We start from the raw sequence: 15,010 nt of genomic DNA, 5'->3' as shown, positions 1-15,010 counted from the left end.
ACAGCTTAATGATTTTGTCCATATTTTTGTTTGCACTTATAATATAGACTTTTATTTTTTAAGCTGTGCTCTTTTATTAATTAAATACACAAAAAGTAACCATACAGCAAAAGTGAACAAGACCCAAATAAAATACCCTGGCGGGTAATATATTTTAACATATCAATCCGACTGCAAAACACTTAAATAATGAACATTCTGATAATCTTACATTCGTATTCCTTTATCATGTCGGGAGTGTTCTAAGGAAACAAAAATTTAATGTTTTTACAACTTTATTGTTAGCAACGATATTGAGAAGGGCAACATCCTTTGTGTTTTTTGAATACTCGGTTAAAATATGGAATATCAGTAAAACCTACATGGTAACATATTTCCGATATGGACATATTTTTCTGTTTTAATAATTGGCAAGCAAGTTCTATCCTATATTCATTTAAATAAGTAATGAAAGTTTTTCCTATGGATTGTTTGAAAAATGTGCAAAAAGCCGATTTATTCATTCCAACATGACGAACAACATCGTCAAGAGAAATATCCCTATATGCATTACAGATTACAAAAATACGTATCATGTCCAGTCGTTCTTGTTTCTTATCTTTCTTTTTATATTTCCCCACAATACGAGTATTATCCACCAATGATAAAATAGCGAGTAATCTTATTATTGACGAAAGGCGTTCCACCTCATTTTGTTTATACATTGATTCTAAAATAGATGCGATGGCTATAGATTGAGAATCATTATACTTTAGAGCTTCTTGATTTTTTTTTAAATCTTCAATATATCGGTACAGTTCAGGAAAATTTAGTGAACAATGATTGAGAAATTCATTAGTAAATGACAGTGTGATGTTTACTATTTTACCGTCTATATCAGTATTATCGCCATTAAAATACCAACAATGAGGGATTTCAGGTGGTATTATCACGACTTCACCACTCTGAAACGGTTCTGTAGTATCTCCAATAAGTTTTATACCGGAACCTATAACAATAAGTGTCAATTCCCATGAAGACTGTCTATGTAACCCTATTTGCTCTTTGGGAGAAAGTCGAACGTAATCATACGAAAATGATTGTTTTTCCAATAGCATTGCTTTATATTTATATAATTCTAAATAATTTGAAAATATAACCAACTATGCAAATATAAGACAATCTTTATGGAAAATGAAACAAATATATAGATTTGCCATGAATTAACTTTGCCAACAAAAAATATAGCAATGATTAAATTAGATCACATGGCGATGTATGTGTATGATTTAGAGAATATGAAAAATTTTTTTGTTCATTTCTTCTCTGCACAAGCCAATCAAATGTATTATAATCCTAAAACAGGATTAAGAACTTGTTTTTTATCTTTTGCAGATGGTTCACGGTTAGAAATCATGAATCGTCCCGAGGTTTTCATTCAGGAAAAGGAGACATTTCTAAGTGGATATACTCACATTGCTTTTTCTGTAGGTAGCAAAGAAGTTGTAGATGACCTTACTCATATATTGAAAAATAATGGGTACGCAGTGATAAGCGGTCCTCGGAAAACAGGTGACGGATATTACGAAAGTTGTATACAGGGGCCTGAAAATAATCTTATTGAAATAACGGAATAGATATAAATTATGGACAGAAAAACTTTTTTACAAATATCAGGGTTGTTATGCGCAGGTACTTTTTTGAATACAAATTTTGCGGCAGAAAAGGAGAATTCAACAGGGAAAACAATGGATAAATTCAAGTTTCCCATGATGGATTTACATGTTCACCGTTCCGAAGATCTGACGATTGAGGATATTGTAGCCAAATCCCAACAGTTAAATATGAAAATCGGCATCATGGAAAATATTGCCCCGTGGGGTATTACAAACGATGCTCAATTAAAAGAATACATCAACGCAATAAAACCGTATCCAGTTTATATCGGCTTGCAGCCTATGAGTCCGGGATGGTCGAAAAATTTATCTCCCGAATTAATAGCGCAGGCTGATTATATAGCTATGGATCCGCAGATTGTAACAAAAGGAAACGGTTACGGAGAAACAATCATGTTATGGGAATATAATGCATACATAGATGATCCGGAGGAATTTATGAAACGCAACATGCAACATTACATGGATATTCTTACCGGAAGTGAGCCGTTGGATATATTTGCCTGTCCTCTTTTTCTCCCCTCTTGCATACAAAGGAAATACGACATTCTTTGGACAAAGAAAAGGTTGCGGCAAATTGTTGATGCTGCTCGTTCAAGAGACATTGCAATAGAAATAAACGATACGGTACATGTCCCGCATGAAGATTTTATTTTAATGGCAAAAAAAGCAGGATTAAAATTCGTTTTTGGCTCCGATTCACGAAACCATACGGTAGGAAGACTTGATTATTGTAAGCGCATCGCTCAAAGATGCAATCTTACGGAGGAAGATTTTTTTATACCTACGAGATATAGGTCATAGTAATTATTAATTCAAAATAGGATATGAAGAGAAATAGTATTAAAAAGCATGTGGGGGAAAATATTTCATCCTACCAAGTTATCAGGTAAATTATACGGAGACAGAAGTACAACGTATGTGCGAATACTTTAATCGAGTGGGAAAAATTGCAGCTGAATACGGGCTTAAACTTGACTATCATAACCATGCTTCAGAATACAACAAGTTAAAAGATAGCAATGATGTCATGTGGGAATATTTAGTTGAGCATACAGACCCTGAGCTGGTATGTTTTGAATTATTTGAATTAGATGTTTATTGGTGTACCATAGGTGGCAAATCCCCTGTTGCGTATCTGCAAAAATATCCTAAACGCATACAAATACTGCATATTAAAGATGAATTCGTTATCGGCGAAAGTGGGCTAATAGACTTTGAAAATATTTTCAAGCAATTCTATAAAAACAAGATGAATGATTATGCGGCCCAAATATAGGAAGACCTTGAAGTGATGAGGACTTTATCCGTTTTTCTGTTTATATTTGTCCGAAAATAAGATCTGAATTATGGATAGGATGGAAAAAGACCCGCTTATTCAGGAGGATAGGCGTCTTCCGGATGTGGTGGATGTAGACGGTTTGGTTTCTTTTATGGGCCGGTTGATGGATGGCCGGGAAAGTTTTTATCTTGATTTGCTATTGGCTTCGTTGGTTCGTCTGTATCCTTTTATAAAATCGGATGATGCGGAACGTATGAAGCCGGTTTTCGAGTGGGCTGGAACTGTAATGGAGAGGCCGGAAAATGAGATGGGAGGGTTGGATATGCTTACCGCTTCTGTTCTGCTTGATTGTGCCGATGTGCTTGCCGGAACGAAAAAACGTGCCAAAAGTTCGAAACAACAGCCATTTCAGGACTATAAACCCTATTTGGATCTCGTTAAATTGGCATTTAACCGGATAAAAGATTATAATACGTTGCCTTTGCTTTCGACACCGACTCATCGTCCGGCCTGGATTGATCCGGTCGTGCTTGTTTCCCGGCTGGCGGAATATCAAAAGAAAGGGGTGAAGCCGGACAGTCTGGACTTTCAAATTGCAGTTTCGCGTGTGGCATTGGATGATACGGACGAAGCTGTCCGGTTAGTCGAACAAGAGATGACGGGAGAATATCGCGAGTTGTTGCTTTTCCTGTTCAGGTCGGAAGCACGTCCTAAGGAGCCTTTTACGTTTCAGGCCGTTTGGATGACTGCTGCTTTGGTCAAAAGTCCCGATACCGTTTATGAAGAATTTAAGGACTTCCCTTATTCTGCTGTGAACCGGGCTTATTTGACAGGGGATATTCCTTGTGACGTATTCACCTTTGAAAAACCGTTTGGGAAAGTCGATCGTATTTTGCAGTTGATTCCTCCGGCAAGCAAGAATGTTGCGATAAAATGGAGGTTCGGGGGGTATGCTTTGTATATGGCTTATCAGCCTTGTTCCCGTATTCCGCTTTTGGTGGAGACTTTTTGGAAGGTTCCTTTGCGGGAGAGGGATCTGAAAAGGTTCTTGTTGCTTTCTCCGAATGCGCCTCGGATTTGGTTGGCTTTATTGGTACGGGATCGCGTAAGGGATGCTTATTGGAACGATTTGGAACTGGCCAGGCTTAATCTGGTTGCCCTTGAGACTCTGCGTGAACTTGATTTGGAGTGGAAAGGGGGAATGGCTTTGACATATTTAGCGGTGTGTCTGTTGAGCATCGATCGTCCTGTTCGTTTGTGTGCGGCGGATCTTTGGGGAGAACTTGTTGAAAAAGGCTTGATAGATAATGTGGTTTTAGGTAGGGTATTGGGCAAGCTCCAATCTTTGGAGTGGGCTCCCGTGCAGAGAATTTCAGGTTTGGTTGTTGAAATGTTGATAAATAGATCGCCTTTCCATAACAAGGAACTGTCTGTTCTGTTTGTCTCTTTTTTGTCTTGCCTACCCGAAAATCCATTGAAGGATTTAAAGCGATTATTGGAAGTCTTTTCGGAACTTCAGACTGTTAATAACTGGCCGAAAGTGAAAGATGCCCCGCTTCTTTCTTTGCTTGAGGCATGGAAGAAAAATAGTAAATTGACAGAGGTGATAGAATCTTTGTATTAAGAATGATGGAAAATAAGCCTATATTTGTGCTGTAATATAATCGTATATTTTAGATGCAGATGGAAGATAAAATCATATTGCCGGCGGAATGGTATCCGCAAAGCGCCGTCCAGTTGACATGGCCGCATGAGGAAACGGATTGGGCGCCTATGCTGGACGAGGTGATTCCTTGTTTTGTATCGATTGCCAAAGAAGTCATCAAACATGAAAAGCTCGTGATCGTCTGCCCTGACGAACAGGCAGTCCGCGGACAATTGGGGGATGTGGATTACAGCCGAATCATTTTCCGGGAGATGGCAACGAATGATACCTGGGCACGTGACCATGGTGGCATTACGGTATTCGACCAGGGAGAACCTGTCGTGTATGACTTTGTGTTCAACGGCTGGGGAATGAAGTTCGCGGCGAACCTGGATAATCTGGTTACGCGTAACCTGTCGGTACAGGGAACATTTGCCGACGGGGTTCCGGTCATCAATATGCAACCGTTTGTCCTGGAAGGCGGCAGTATCGAATCGGATGGCAAGGGGACACTCTTGACGACAGTCGAATGCCTTTCGTCTTTGAACCGGAATGAGTATCTGCAAAAGGAAGAACTGGAAGCCTACCTGAAGGAGGTCTTTGGTTTTGAACGCATCTTATGGCTGGAAAACGGTTACCTGGCCGGTGATGACACGGACAGCCATGTCGACACGTTGGCGCGGTTCTGTAGCGAAGATACGATTGCGTATGTGCAGTGTACGGATGAGTCGGATGAACATTTCGAGGAACTGCAAGCGATGGAACTGGAGCTACAGGCTTTCAAACAGGCTGACGGCAAACCTTACCGGTTGATCGCCCTGCCGATGGCGGATCCGGTGGTATGGGAGAACGAACGCCTCCCGGCTACTTATGCCAATTTTTTGATCATCAATGGGGCGGTATTGCTGCCTTATTATAATTCTCCGAAGGACGAGCTGGCGAAGGATGCTTTGCAACAGGCTTTTCCGGATCGTGAGATTATAGGGATCAATTGTTTGCCGTTGATTAAACAACATGGTTCGCTGCATTGCGTGACGATGCAGTATCCGGAGGGAGTCGTTGGGGAATTAAGAATTAAAAATTAAGAATTAAAAAATAAGAAACGGGAATGAAGGACGAGGGAAGGTTAAAAGTTGGGCTGGTGCAGCAGGCGAATACGGGAGATCGGACTGCTAATATTGAGAAACTGAAACAAAATATTCGGGCTTGTGCTTTGCAAGGAGCTGAATTGGTCGTTTTGCAGGAGTTGCATAACGGGCTTTATTTTTGCCAGATGGAGAATACCGAAGTGTTTGACCAGGCGGAACCGATTCCGGGACCTTCTACAGAGATTTTCGGGGCGTTGGCAAAGGAGCTGGGGATCGTGTTGGTTCTTTCTTTGTTTGAGAAACGGGCTCCCGGTTTGTATCATAATACGGCTGTCGTGATTGAGAAAGACGGTACTATTGCCGGAAAATATCGTAAAATGCACATTCCGGATGATCCGGCTTATTATGAGAAATTCTATTTTACTCCCGGTGATCTCGGCTTCGAACCGATCCGGACTTCAGTCGGTAAATTGGGCGTATTGGTTTGCTGGGACCAGTGGTATCCGGAGGCAGCCCGCCTGATGGCGATGAAAGGAGCGGAACTGCTGATTTATCCGACAGCCATCGGGTGGGAAAGCAGTGACACGGAGGATGAGAAAAAACGCCAGTTAGGGGCGTGGGTGACTGTCCAACGGGGACATGCCGTGGCCAATGGGCTTCCGGTCGTTACGGTAAACCGGGTAGGGCACGAGGCCGATCCGTCCGGACAAACGAATGGTATCCGGTTTTGGGGAAACAGTTTCGTCGCCGGTCCGCAGGGTGAACTTTTGGCCGAACTTTCCAATAATGATGAGGAAATACGAATAGTGGAGATTGACAAGACGCGCAGCGAGAATGTCCGCCGTTGGTGGCCTTTTTTCCGGGATCGCCGTATCGATGCTTTTGGGGGCTTGACCGAACGTTTTCTGATATGAGATTCTATAACCGTATAGAGGCCGTCTGCCGTATGAACCGATTGGGTGCGGAAAGGCGGTCTTTCCTGTTTGTGATCGATTATAAGCAAAACCGGGTGATTGTGGAAGAGCCGGATCAGATCGATCCGGAGGTGTTGCTTTACGACCTGGACGGTGTGACGAATGTCGCGATTGGAAGTCGTATGAATAGCCGGGGGAACCGGACTTCTGTGATTCGATGGGAACCATTCCCTATGACACAAGAGGCCTATGCAGACTCGTTTCATAAAGTTGTCGGACATATCCGGGCCGGAAACTCTTACCTGACCAATCTGACTTGCGCCACTCCTGTCCGGACCGATCTGAGTTTAAAGGAAATTTTTGTCCGTTCGGAAGCTCGGTATAAGCTCTGGATGAAAGACCGTTTTGTCGTTTTCTCTCCTGAGATATTCGTGAAGATACGGGATGAACATATCTATTCCTATCCGATGAAAGGGACGATCGATGCTACATTGCCGGATGCCCGCAGGCGGATATTGGATGATCCGAAGGAAACGGCCGAACATGCTACGATTGTCGACCTGATCCGCAATGACTTGAGTCGGGTGGCGACCGAAGTGACGGTGACCCGTTACCGGTACATAGACGAGCTGCCGACACATAAAGGCGCTTTGTTGCAGGTTAGTTCGGAGATCAGGGGTCGTCTTGTCGGAAACTGGCAGGCAAGGATAGGCGATTTGCTGTTCTGTCTCCTTCCGGCAGGTTCTATTACCGGGGCTCCCAAGAAGAAGACAATGGAGATTATAGCGGAAGCCGAGACTTACGAAAGAGGGTTCTATACGGGCGTCATGGGCTATTTTGACGGGAATAGGCTGGACAGTGCCGTCATGATCCGCTTTTTGGAACAACAGGCGGATGGCTCTTTGATCTTTAAGAGTGGAGGAGGCATCACCTCCCGAAGTGATTTGGCAAGCGAATATAATGAAATGAAACAGAAAGTCTATGTTCCCATTTATTGAAACGATCCGGATCGAGGATGGGCGGATTCATAATTTGCCCTATCATAACCGGCGTATGAATGAGACACGTCGGAACGTGTTGCATCAAACCGCCACACTTGATTTGAGTGACTACATCCGACCCGGAAACTACCGGGAACGGACAAAATGCCGTGTTGAATATGATAAAGATATTCTGAGGGTGGACTATGCCGCCTATCGCATTCGCCCGGTATCCTCTTTGCGGCTGGTCGTCGATGACGAAGCCGACTATCGGTATAAAAGTACGGACCGGGGTGTGCTGGACCGTTTGTTCGCATGTCGCGAAGCCGAAGACGACGTGCTGGTCATCCGGAAAGGATTGTTGACCGATACCTCTATTTGCAACATTGCGCTTTGGAACGGGAAACAATGGGTTACTCCTTCCGCGCCATTGCTGACAGGAACGAAAAGGGCTTCCTTGCTGGATCAGGGAGAGATTGTAGCAGGTAATATCCGCCCGGAGGATTTGCCGGGCTATTCCCGTATCAGGTTGTTCAATGCGATGATTGAGTTCGGAGAAATCGATCTTCCGGTTGATAAGATCGTGCTTTGACTCAGATAGTCCTTATCGTTGGCATAGATGTAGAGCAGGGTCCCGTTCTTGATGGTGTTGATGATCGGTTTGGCAAGCGACTGAGGCAGGGCGGGACAACCGAAACTTCTACCTAAGCGGCCTGCCGATACTGCAACGGACGGGCTGCAATAGTGGGCCCCGTGCACTACGATCGCCCGTTCTTTTGCCCGGTCGTTAATACCTTTTTCCAAACCGTTCAGGACTAAGGAATAGCCGTTTTTGCCCTGATATGTATTCTCCGTAACAAAAAATCCCAATGAACTTTTGTAGGAATTGACTTTGTTGGAGAACGAAGTGGCGTAATTCCCGCCGCTGTTTTTTCCGTGCGAGACAAGGGATGAGAACAGGAGCTTCTTATGTCGGATATCCAGGACGTAAAGCCGCTCTTCCGTGGAGGGTTTCGTAAAGTCGATCAGGGTAATGATATCCTTGTTACGCCGTTCGATCGCCTGTGCTCCGGTTATCGCTTGCTCGAAGGCTGTATAGTCCACCACATTGTCCAGTTGCATATCCGCATAGAGCTGCCGGCATACCGAAGACACAGCCACCGCGGGATCAGCCGGGATCAGGGGAGACGAACTTCTGGTTGCCGTATAATTAGCCGGTAGAAATAATAAAACCAAGTATAGACAGATGCGCAATAACATAAGATTGAATAATGTCGCACAAAGATAAGACTTTTAATCGAAAACGAAAACAATAGTCTCATTTACAGGTGCCCAATCATAAACGAACTTAGCGTGCGAGGTCGCGTTCCGGACACACATATGGGAGCGTGGAGTCGTTCCAAGCGTTGGACTGTATTCGATCAGTGACTTGCGTGGCGCGTTTACCGGAACCCCGTGGATATATCCCCCGTTGGTGAACCGGCTGGCATAGGGAGCGAATCCGCCTGTCTCTTTGCTGCCGTCTACGAGGTAGATCATCCTTGCCTTTTTTTCCTGGACGACAAATATGCCTAATGGCGTTTCCTGCGCGTATGGAGGGCGGTGCTGCCCGGTTGTTGCCGGATTCATGCTTCTGACCAGCCATTTGGAACCCGCATGTTCGAGTGTTGCGATGTTCTGGTTGGTGACATCGACGAATATGGCTTTGTCGAATGTGACGCTATCGGCTATCGGTTTGACATATTTTCCGGGAACCAGCCATTCCCCGTTTGTGTAGATCGTTTGGATGCGGAAAAGGCGGTTGTTGTCGTCAAGCAATTTCACAAGAGCCCCGTCACGGCCATAGCGTTCGGCAATCAGCGTGTCTTCCGGCAGATATAGCGGGACAGACTGGTAACGTTCGATACCTAAAGTGTCGGAAACCCGCTTGTAAGCATCGCGATGAAACTTCCGGACCAACGGGGCTTCCCCGTTCTTGTTCCTGTAATTTTGAAAGATCGCCCAACGGGACGGCTTTTGCTGGATCGAATCGAGCAAGCGAAGACCCGCACGGATCTTATCCCATTGGAATTCCCGTGTCGTGTCTTTATACGGATATGTGTCTGCCAAGGTGTGCTGGTCGTAGAGCAGTTCCTTTTCTATCACGATTTCGATGGGGGTAGGGAGTGCTACCGGTTCCGGGGGTGTTCCGGTGATGAGCGTGTCCTGTCCGAGGAAACCGGAATCCTGCGGCTCTCCCGGCTTTGCCGTACAGAAACTCAGTGTCGAAAGGCAAAGCAGCGAGAGCATGGGAATTATCTTCATTGCATCTATCATTCTGTTCATTATGTAAATATAAACAAAAGAATGGAATGATTGTTTGTTTTTCTTTTTTTATTCCTTTTTAGGCAAACGAAGGACAAAGCGGATCAGGGCGACGAATACCTTTCCGTATTTGTCCAACTTGAGCTGTCCGACACCCCGTATTTCGCTAAACTCGTCGAGCGTGACCGGTTTCTTCTGGACCATATCTTCGAGGGCGTCATCCGAAAAGATGATATAAGCCGGGGTATGTTCGCGTTCGGCAATCTGCTTGCGGAGTTGTTGCAGGGAGTCGAGCAACGTTTCGTCCACAGAGGCGGATTCGATCGGGCGTATCGGACGGTATTTGTAACCGCCTTTTTTGGTCGGCAGGGCAAAATCTTTTGTCTTTTGATAAATGGCCATGAGTGCCTGCTGTTCGCCGAAAAGGACTTTACGTCCTAATGGAGTCACTTTGAGGTGACCGGCCGACATATAGTCGATTTCGATATAACCGAGCTGAAGCATCTGGTATAAATATTCTTTCCACTCTTTATAGCTGAGGTCCTTGCCTACACCGTAGGTCTTTAGTTTGTCGTATCCTTTTTCCGTCAGTTCTTCCTTTTCGGCTCCCCTGAGTATATCGATCAGCAGGTGCATATTAGCCGTTTGACCGGTACGGAAAATGCCGCTCAAGGCCTTTTGCACCAAGATGCTCCCGTCGAAACGCCGGGGAGGATTCTTGCAGACGTCGCAGTTCCCGCAATCCTTGTCTGCCTCTTCTCCGAAATAGCTCAGCAAGATACGGCGGCGGCAAATGTCCGCCTCACAATACCGGCGCATCCGGTTCAACTTCTGCAAGCTGACGTCTTTCTGTCCGCTTTCCTCTGCAAAACGGCGAAGGAGCAGGATGTCGCCTACGGAATAGAAAAGAAGCGTGTCGCTTTTCATTCCGTCCCGTCCGGCACGGCCTATTTCCTGGTAATAGTTCTCGATGCTTGCCGGCATATTATAATGAATGACCCAACGGACATTGCTTTTGTCTATCCCCATCCCGAACGCGACCGTTGCACACACCACATTGACACGGTCGTTGATGAAATCGTCCTGTGCTTTCTCGCGCTTGTCGGGGCTGAGCCCGGCATGATAGGCGACTGCCCGGATGCTGTACTCGGATAGTTCTTCGGCTAAAGACTCCGTACTGTTGCGGCTCATGCAGTAGATGATGCCGCTCTGCCGGTGGTGCTGGTTGATGAAATGGACAATCGCAGCGATCTTTTCCTTTTTGCTTAGTCCGCGACGGATAGTGAGTGACAGGTTCGGGCGGTCGAAAGACGAGATGAATGTTTTAGGATCACGCAGTTTCAATTGATTCAGGATGTCCGTACGGGTGATTTTGTCCGCCGTAGCTGTCAGGGCGACGATCGGTACTTTCGGGAAATTCTCTTTCAGTACGGACAGTTGGGTATATTCGGGACGGAAATCATGTCCCCAATGCGAGATACAATGCGCTTCGTCGATGGCGATCAGCGAAATATCGATGCGGGGCAGGAGCCAATGCAGTTCGCTTATGATCCCTTCGGGCGAGATGTAGAGCAGTTTCACTTTCCCCTGTATGCAGAGTTGCCGTACCCGGTGGCGTTCTTCCTCCGGCATCATGCTGTTGAGCGCTGCAGCCGGTATGCCATTGGCAATCAGTCCTTCGACCTGGTCCTTCATCAAAGCGATAAGGGGAGATACTACGATGGCAGTTCCCGGCATATAGATTGCCGGAAGCTGGAAGCAGATCGATTTGCCACCACCCGTAGGCATCAGGACCAGCGAATCTTCTTTCTGCAAGATGCGCTGTATGATTTCGGCCTGTAAAGGGCGAAATGAAGTGTATCCGAAGAACCGTTTGAGTAGTAACAATAACTCTTTCATGAGAATTAAAAAAGAACTGAATGTTTGATAAAAGCACGCAAATATAACAAATAATTGCAGAGATGCCGGATTTTTGTGTACCTTTGTCACCATTATTTATTTAACGAGCCGTGACGGCTCATACTTATTATATGACATTTGAACAATTAGAACTGATCGAGCCGATACGCAAGGCTCTCAAAAAAGAAAAGTACACGACTCCCACTCCCATACAAGCCGAAGCCATTCCCGTAGTATTGGACGGATCTGATTTATTAGGTTGCGCACAGACCGGAACCGGTAAGACGGCAGCTTTTTCCATCCCTATCATCCAGAAGATCGAAGGACGGATTTTAAGTGGGCGCAAGCCGGGTATCAAAGCTTTGATCCTGACTCCGACACGCGAATTGGCGATCCAGATTGGTGAAAGTTTTACGGCATACGGGCGTTATACTCACGTAGAACATACCGTTATTTTCGGTGGCGTAGGACAGAAGCCGCAGACGGATGCATTGGAACGGGGCGTGGATGTATTGATTGCAACTCCCGGCCGTTTGCTGGATTTGATCAATCAGGGTTTTATCCACCTGAACACATTGGAATATTTTGTATTGGACGAAGCGGACCGAATGCTGGATATGGGGTTTATCCATGACATCAAACGCATCTTGCCTTTGCTCCCTAAGAAGCGCCAGTCCCTGTTTTTCTCCGCAACGATGCCGCCGGAGATCGAGCGTTTGGCCGGAACGATCCTCCATGAACCTGAGAAAGTAGAGGTGACTCCTGCATCTTCCACTGTTGATACGATCGACCAGTCTGTCTATTTTGTCGAGAAGGCGGAAAAGATCAATCTGCTGAAGAATCTCCTGGAAGACCGTTCGTTGGAATCCGTTTTGGTTTTCACCCGTACGAAGCATGGAGCGGATAAAGTGGCCCGTGTCCTGAATAAAGCCGGGATAGGTGCTGAAGCCATTCATGGAAACAAAGGGCAGAACGCCCGCCAGCGTGCCTTGACCAGCTTTAAGGATCATACGCTCCGTGTTTTGATCGCGACCGATATCGCCGCCCGCGGCATCGATGTCGACCATCTTTCTCATGTCATCAACTATGATTTGCCGAATGTGCCGGAGACCTATGTGCACCGTATCGGCCGTACCGGTCGTGCCGGCCGTAGCGGGATCGCTTTCTCTTTTTGCGATGTGGAGGAAGTACCGTATCTGAAAGATATCCAGAAGCTGATCGGCAAAGAAGTGCTGGTTGCCGGTGGCCATATATTCGAGACTGCCGAGGTTAAGGAAGCGGTTGCCGAGAAGAAAAAGGCGATAAAGGAAGAGTCCAAACGCCGGAATATGTTCGGTAGCAAACGCGATGGAAGTTTTTGGCGGAATAAGAAAAGAGCGGCAAGTAAATAAAACAGCCATTTATCCTTTGAAATGTTCATGAAATATTATAAATTTGCCCACTTAACATACAAATTCTAAATTGGAAAATGGAAAACACTCGTCGTTCATTCCTGAAAAAGATGACCGCTGCCGGAATCGGTACAGCCGGTCTTGCATTAAGTAGCAACGCCGCTGCTGCTACAGTTACAACAGAAACAAGTGCGGAAAAGAAAAAGAAACCTGCCGGCAAAGACGATGGCAAGTTGCGCTTCGGTTTTATCGGTACAGGCTCCCGTTGTCATGAACATATCAACAACGTATTGTCTATCCCCGGAAACAAGATCGTGGCTATTTGCGATATCCAGGCCGGTCCGATCCAGCGTACACTGGATCATATCGCCAAGTTCAATGTCCCGGCTCCGAAGGTCTATACAGGCAGCGAACGTGAATTTGAAAAGATGCTGAACAACGAAGAGTTCGATTGCGTCATCATCGCCAGCCCGTGGGAATGGCACGTGCCGATGTCGGTGGCAGCCATGAAAGCAGGCGTCCCCTATGTCGGTGTGGAAGTGTCTGCTGCCAATACGCTGGAAGAATGCTGGGATCTGGTTAACGTATCGGAAGCTACGGGAAGCCATCTGAACATCATGGAAAACGTTTGTTACCGTCGTGACTGCATGGCTGCTTTGAACATGGTTCGTCAGGGCCTGTTCGGCGAATTGCTGCATGCGACTTGCGGTTACGAACATGATTTGCGCGAAGTGAAATTCAATGATGGACAGCACTACAACTATGTGCCGGGAAGCGGCGACCTGCGTATGGGACCGACTGCTTTTGCTGAAGCCCAGTGGCGTACGAATCATTCCGTTCATCGCAATGGCGATATCTATCCGACTCATGGCATCGGTCCGGTTGCGAATTGTTTGGATATTAACCGTGGAAATCGTTTTATGTCTTTGTCTGCGATGGCTACTCAACCGCGTGGCCTGCATAAGTTTATTGTTGACAATGGCGGTGCCAACCATCCGTTGGCAAAGGTTAACTTCAACTTGGGCGATATCGTAACCTCCATGATTAAATGTTCTAATGGACAGACAGTCATTGTGACTCACGATACGAACTCTCCTCGTCCTTACTCTCTGGGTTTTCGTATCCAAGGTACTGAAGGCTTGTGGATGAACGATGGCGACCATGTATATGTTCAGGGCAAATCCAAACCTCACCGTTGGGATGATTCGGAAGAATGGTTCAAGAAATACGATCATACCTTGTGGTCCAAACATGAAGCCGAAGCAGCCCAGGCAGGACACGGCGGTATGGACTATGTGATGATGTTCGACTTGATCAACGCTATCCACAACAAGAAGCCGGCTCCTATGGACTGTTACGATGCAGCTGCATGGAGTGCCATTTCCGGTTTGTCGGAGATGTCTATCGCCCGTGGCGGCGCATTGGTCGATTTCCCCGACTTTACACGCGGACAGTGGATTCACCGTAAACCGGCATTTGCTTTGTCTGAATAAGAAAAACTGAAATATCCATGAAAAGGCTATCGGGTTCCGATGGCCTTTTTTGTGGGATCGGTACTATATAAATAACGTGAGTTCGATATAACCCGATAAATATCTACTTGAATAATAAAAACATAACGAGAAAAAGATTGAACACTCCAGACGCAGCTCATTCAACAACTTCGTGGCAACCGAACCAAAATTCGGAAATCGTATGAAATATACCAAAGGAAAAAGCAAGTTTTGGTTCTTCGTCACTTTCGGGGCAGTTCATGTGTTAAAGCTAGTAAGTTTATTGCAAAGCAAGGTAATGCTTGCCCTGTTGAACATTTGTCTTTTGATAGCTTTAGTTTTATTGACTGTGCCTTCCA

Annotated in this window: 13 protein-coding genes and 1 pseudogene; 10 read left to right on the top strand and 4 right to left on the bottom strand. The window is 45.8% G+C overall.

Annotated elements, in window-relative coordinates:
- Window positions 1-281: 281 nt before the first annotated feature.
- Window positions 282-1,097 (bottom strand): helix-turn-helix domain-containing protein, encoded by an 816-nt coding sequence (locus ACW6QF_RS17970; protein ID WP_456088804.1) that lies wholly within the window; start codon window positions 1,095-1,097, stop codon window positions 282-284.
- 132 nt (window positions 1,098-1,229) lie between these two features.
- Here ACW6QF_RS17970 and ACW6QF_RS17965 point away from each other — a divergent pair, with 132 nt between their 5' ends.
- The 8 genes and pseudogenes from ACW6QF_RS17965 to ACW6QF_RS17930 all read left to right on the top strand — a co-directional run bounded on the left by ACW6QF_RS17965 (window position 1,230) and on the right by ACW6QF_RS17930 (window position 8,156).
- On the top strand, window positions 1,230-1,616 hold the full coding sequence (locus ACW6QF_RS17965; RefSeq protein ID WP_456088803.1) for a VOC family protein: 387 nt from the start codon (window positions 1,230-1,232) through the stop codon (window positions 1,614-1,616).
- A gap of 9 nt (window positions 1,617-1,625) precedes the next feature.
- Window positions 1,626-2,459, top strand: coding sequence for a hypothetical protein (locus ACW6QF_RS17960; RefSeq protein ID WP_456088802.1), 834 nt, complete (start codon window positions 1,626-1,628; stop codon window positions 2,457-2,459).
- Window positions 2,460-2,517: 58 nt separating this feature from the next.
- Window positions 2,518-2,934 (top strand): annotated as a pseudogene (locus ACW6QF_RS17955) (sugar phosphate isomerase/epimerase family protein); the annotation flags it as partial.
- 70 nt (window positions 2,935-3,004) lie between these two features.
- Complete coding sequence (locus ACW6QF_RS17950; RefSeq protein ID WP_456088801.1) at window positions 3,005-4,561, top strand: DUF7824 domain-containing protein; 1,557 nt, start codon at window positions 3,005-3,007, stop codon at window positions 4,559-4,561.
- A gap of 59 nt (window positions 4,562-4,620) precedes the next feature.
- Window positions 4,621-5,667, top strand: coding sequence for an agmatine deiminase family protein (locus tag ACW6QF_RS17945; protein WP_456088800.1), 1,047 nt, complete (start codon window positions 4,621-4,623; stop codon window positions 5,665-5,667).
- Window positions 5,668-5,690: 23 nt separating this feature from the next.
- Window positions 5,691-6,584, top strand: a complete 894-nt coding sequence (locus ACW6QF_RS17940) for a carbon-nitrogen hydrolase (protein WP_298554211.1) — start codon at window positions 5,691-5,693, stop codon at window positions 6,582-6,584.
- On the top strand, window positions 6,581-7,582 hold the full coding sequence (locus ACW6QF_RS17935; RefSeq protein ID WP_456088799.1) for an aminodeoxychorismate synthase component I: 1,002 nt from the start codon (window positions 6,581-6,583) through the stop codon (window positions 7,580-7,582). The genes ACW6QF_RS17940 and ACW6QF_RS17935 overlap by 4 nt, the downstream gene beginning before the upstream one ends.
- Entirely contained in the window at window positions 7,566-8,156 is a 591-nt protein-coding gene (locus ACW6QF_RS17930; RefSeq protein WP_456088798.1) for an aminotransferase class IV family protein, read from the top strand. The genes ACW6QF_RS17935 and ACW6QF_RS17930 overlap by 17 nt, the downstream gene beginning before the upstream one ends.
- On the opposite strand, the gene ACW6QF_RS17925 is transcribed toward ACW6QF_RS17930, so the two are convergent.
- The 3 genes from ACW6QF_RS17925 to recQ form a co-directional block, all read right to left on the bottom strand.
- Complete coding sequence (locus ACW6QF_RS17925) at window positions 8,078-8,824, bottom strand: murein L,D-transpeptidase catalytic domain family protein (RefSeq protein WP_456088797.1); 747 nt, start codon at window positions 8,822-8,824, stop codon at window positions 8,078-8,080. The two genes, ACW6QF_RS17930 and ACW6QF_RS17925, sit on opposite strands and share 79 nt — an antisense overlap.
- Before the next feature lie 33 nt (window positions 8,825-8,857).
- Entirely contained in the window at window positions 8,858-9,868 is a 1,011-nt protein-coding gene (locus ACW6QF_RS17920; protein WP_456088796.1) for a L,D-transpeptidase, read from the bottom strand.
- 69 nt (window positions 9,869-9,937) lie between these two features.
- Entirely contained in the window at window positions 9,938-11,767 is a 1,830-nt protein-coding gene (gene recQ / locus ACW6QF_RS17915; RefSeq protein WP_456088795.1) for a DNA helicase RecQ, read from the bottom strand.
- A 131-nt stretch (window positions 11,768-11,898) separates the two neighbouring features.
- On the opposite strand from recQ, the gene ACW6QF_RS17910 reads away from it, so the two are divergent.
- Window positions 11,899-13,158, top strand: a complete 1,260-nt coding sequence (locus ACW6QF_RS17910) for a DEAD/DEAH box helicase (protein ID WP_456088794.1) — start codon at window positions 11,899-11,901, stop codon at window positions 13,156-13,158.
- 77 nt (window positions 13,159-13,235) lie between these two features.
- A complete protein-coding gene (locus tag ACW6QF_RS17905) occupies window positions 13,236-14,651 on the top strand; it encodes a Gfo/Idh/MocA family protein (protein ID WP_186930452.1) in 1,416 nt (471 codons plus the stop codon).
- Window positions 14,652-15,010: the final 359 nt, after the last annotated feature.

The organism is Parabacteroides sp. (assembly GCF_977054455.1).
This window is presented reverse-complemented; position numbering and strand designations above follow the sequence as displayed.

Bases quoted from the DNA above. Each gene is read 5' to 3' on its own strand.
- ACW6QF_RS17970 (WP_456088804.1), bottom strand. From the start codon at position 1,097: ATGCTATTGGAAAAACAATCATTTTCGTATGATTACGTTCGACTTTCT.
- ACW6QF_RS17965 (WP_456088803.1), top strand. From the start codon at position 1,230: ATGATTAAATTAGATCACATGGCGATGTATGTGTATGATTTAGAGAAT.
- ACW6QF_RS17960 (WP_456088802.1), top strand. From the start codon at position 1,626: ATGGACAGAAAAACTTTTTTACAAATATCAGGGTTGTTATGCGCAGGT.
- ACW6QF_RS17950 (WP_456088801.1), top strand. From the start codon at position 3,005: ATGGATAGGATGGAAAAAGACCCGCTTATTCAGGAGGATAGGCGTCTT.
- ACW6QF_RS17945 (WP_456088800.1), top strand. From the start codon at position 4,621: ATGGAAGATAAAATCATATTGCCGGCGGAATGGTATCCGCAAAGCGCC.
- ACW6QF_RS17940 (WP_298554211.1), top strand. From the start codon at position 5,691: ATGAAGGACGAGGGAAGGTTAAAAGTTGGGCTGGTGCAGCAGGCGAAT.
- ACW6QF_RS17935 (WP_456088799.1), top strand. From the start codon at position 6,581: ATGAGATTCTATAACCGTATAGAGGCCGTCTGCCGTATGAACCGATTG.
- ACW6QF_RS17930 (WP_456088798.1), top strand. From the start codon at position 7,566: ATGTTCCCATTTATTGAAACGATCCGGATCGAGGATGGGCGGATTCAT.
- ACW6QF_RS17925 (WP_456088797.1), bottom strand. From the start codon at position 8,824: ATGTTATTGCGCATCTGTCTATACTTGGTTTTATTATTTCTACCGGCT.
- ACW6QF_RS17920 (WP_456088796.1), bottom strand. From the start codon at position 9,868: ATGAAGATAATTCCCATGCTCTCGCTGCTTTGCCTTTCGACACTGAGT.
- recQ (WP_456088795.1), bottom strand. From the start codon at position 11,767: ATGAAAGAGTTATTGTTACTACTCAAACGGTTCTTCGGATACACTTCA.
- ACW6QF_RS17910 (WP_456088794.1), top strand. From the start codon at position 11,899: ATGACATTTGAACAATTAGAACTGATCGAGCCGATACGCAAGGCTCTC.
- ACW6QF_RS17905 (WP_186930452.1), top strand. From the start codon at position 13,236: ATGGAAAACACTCGTCGTTCATTCCTGAAAAAGATGACCGCTGCCGGA.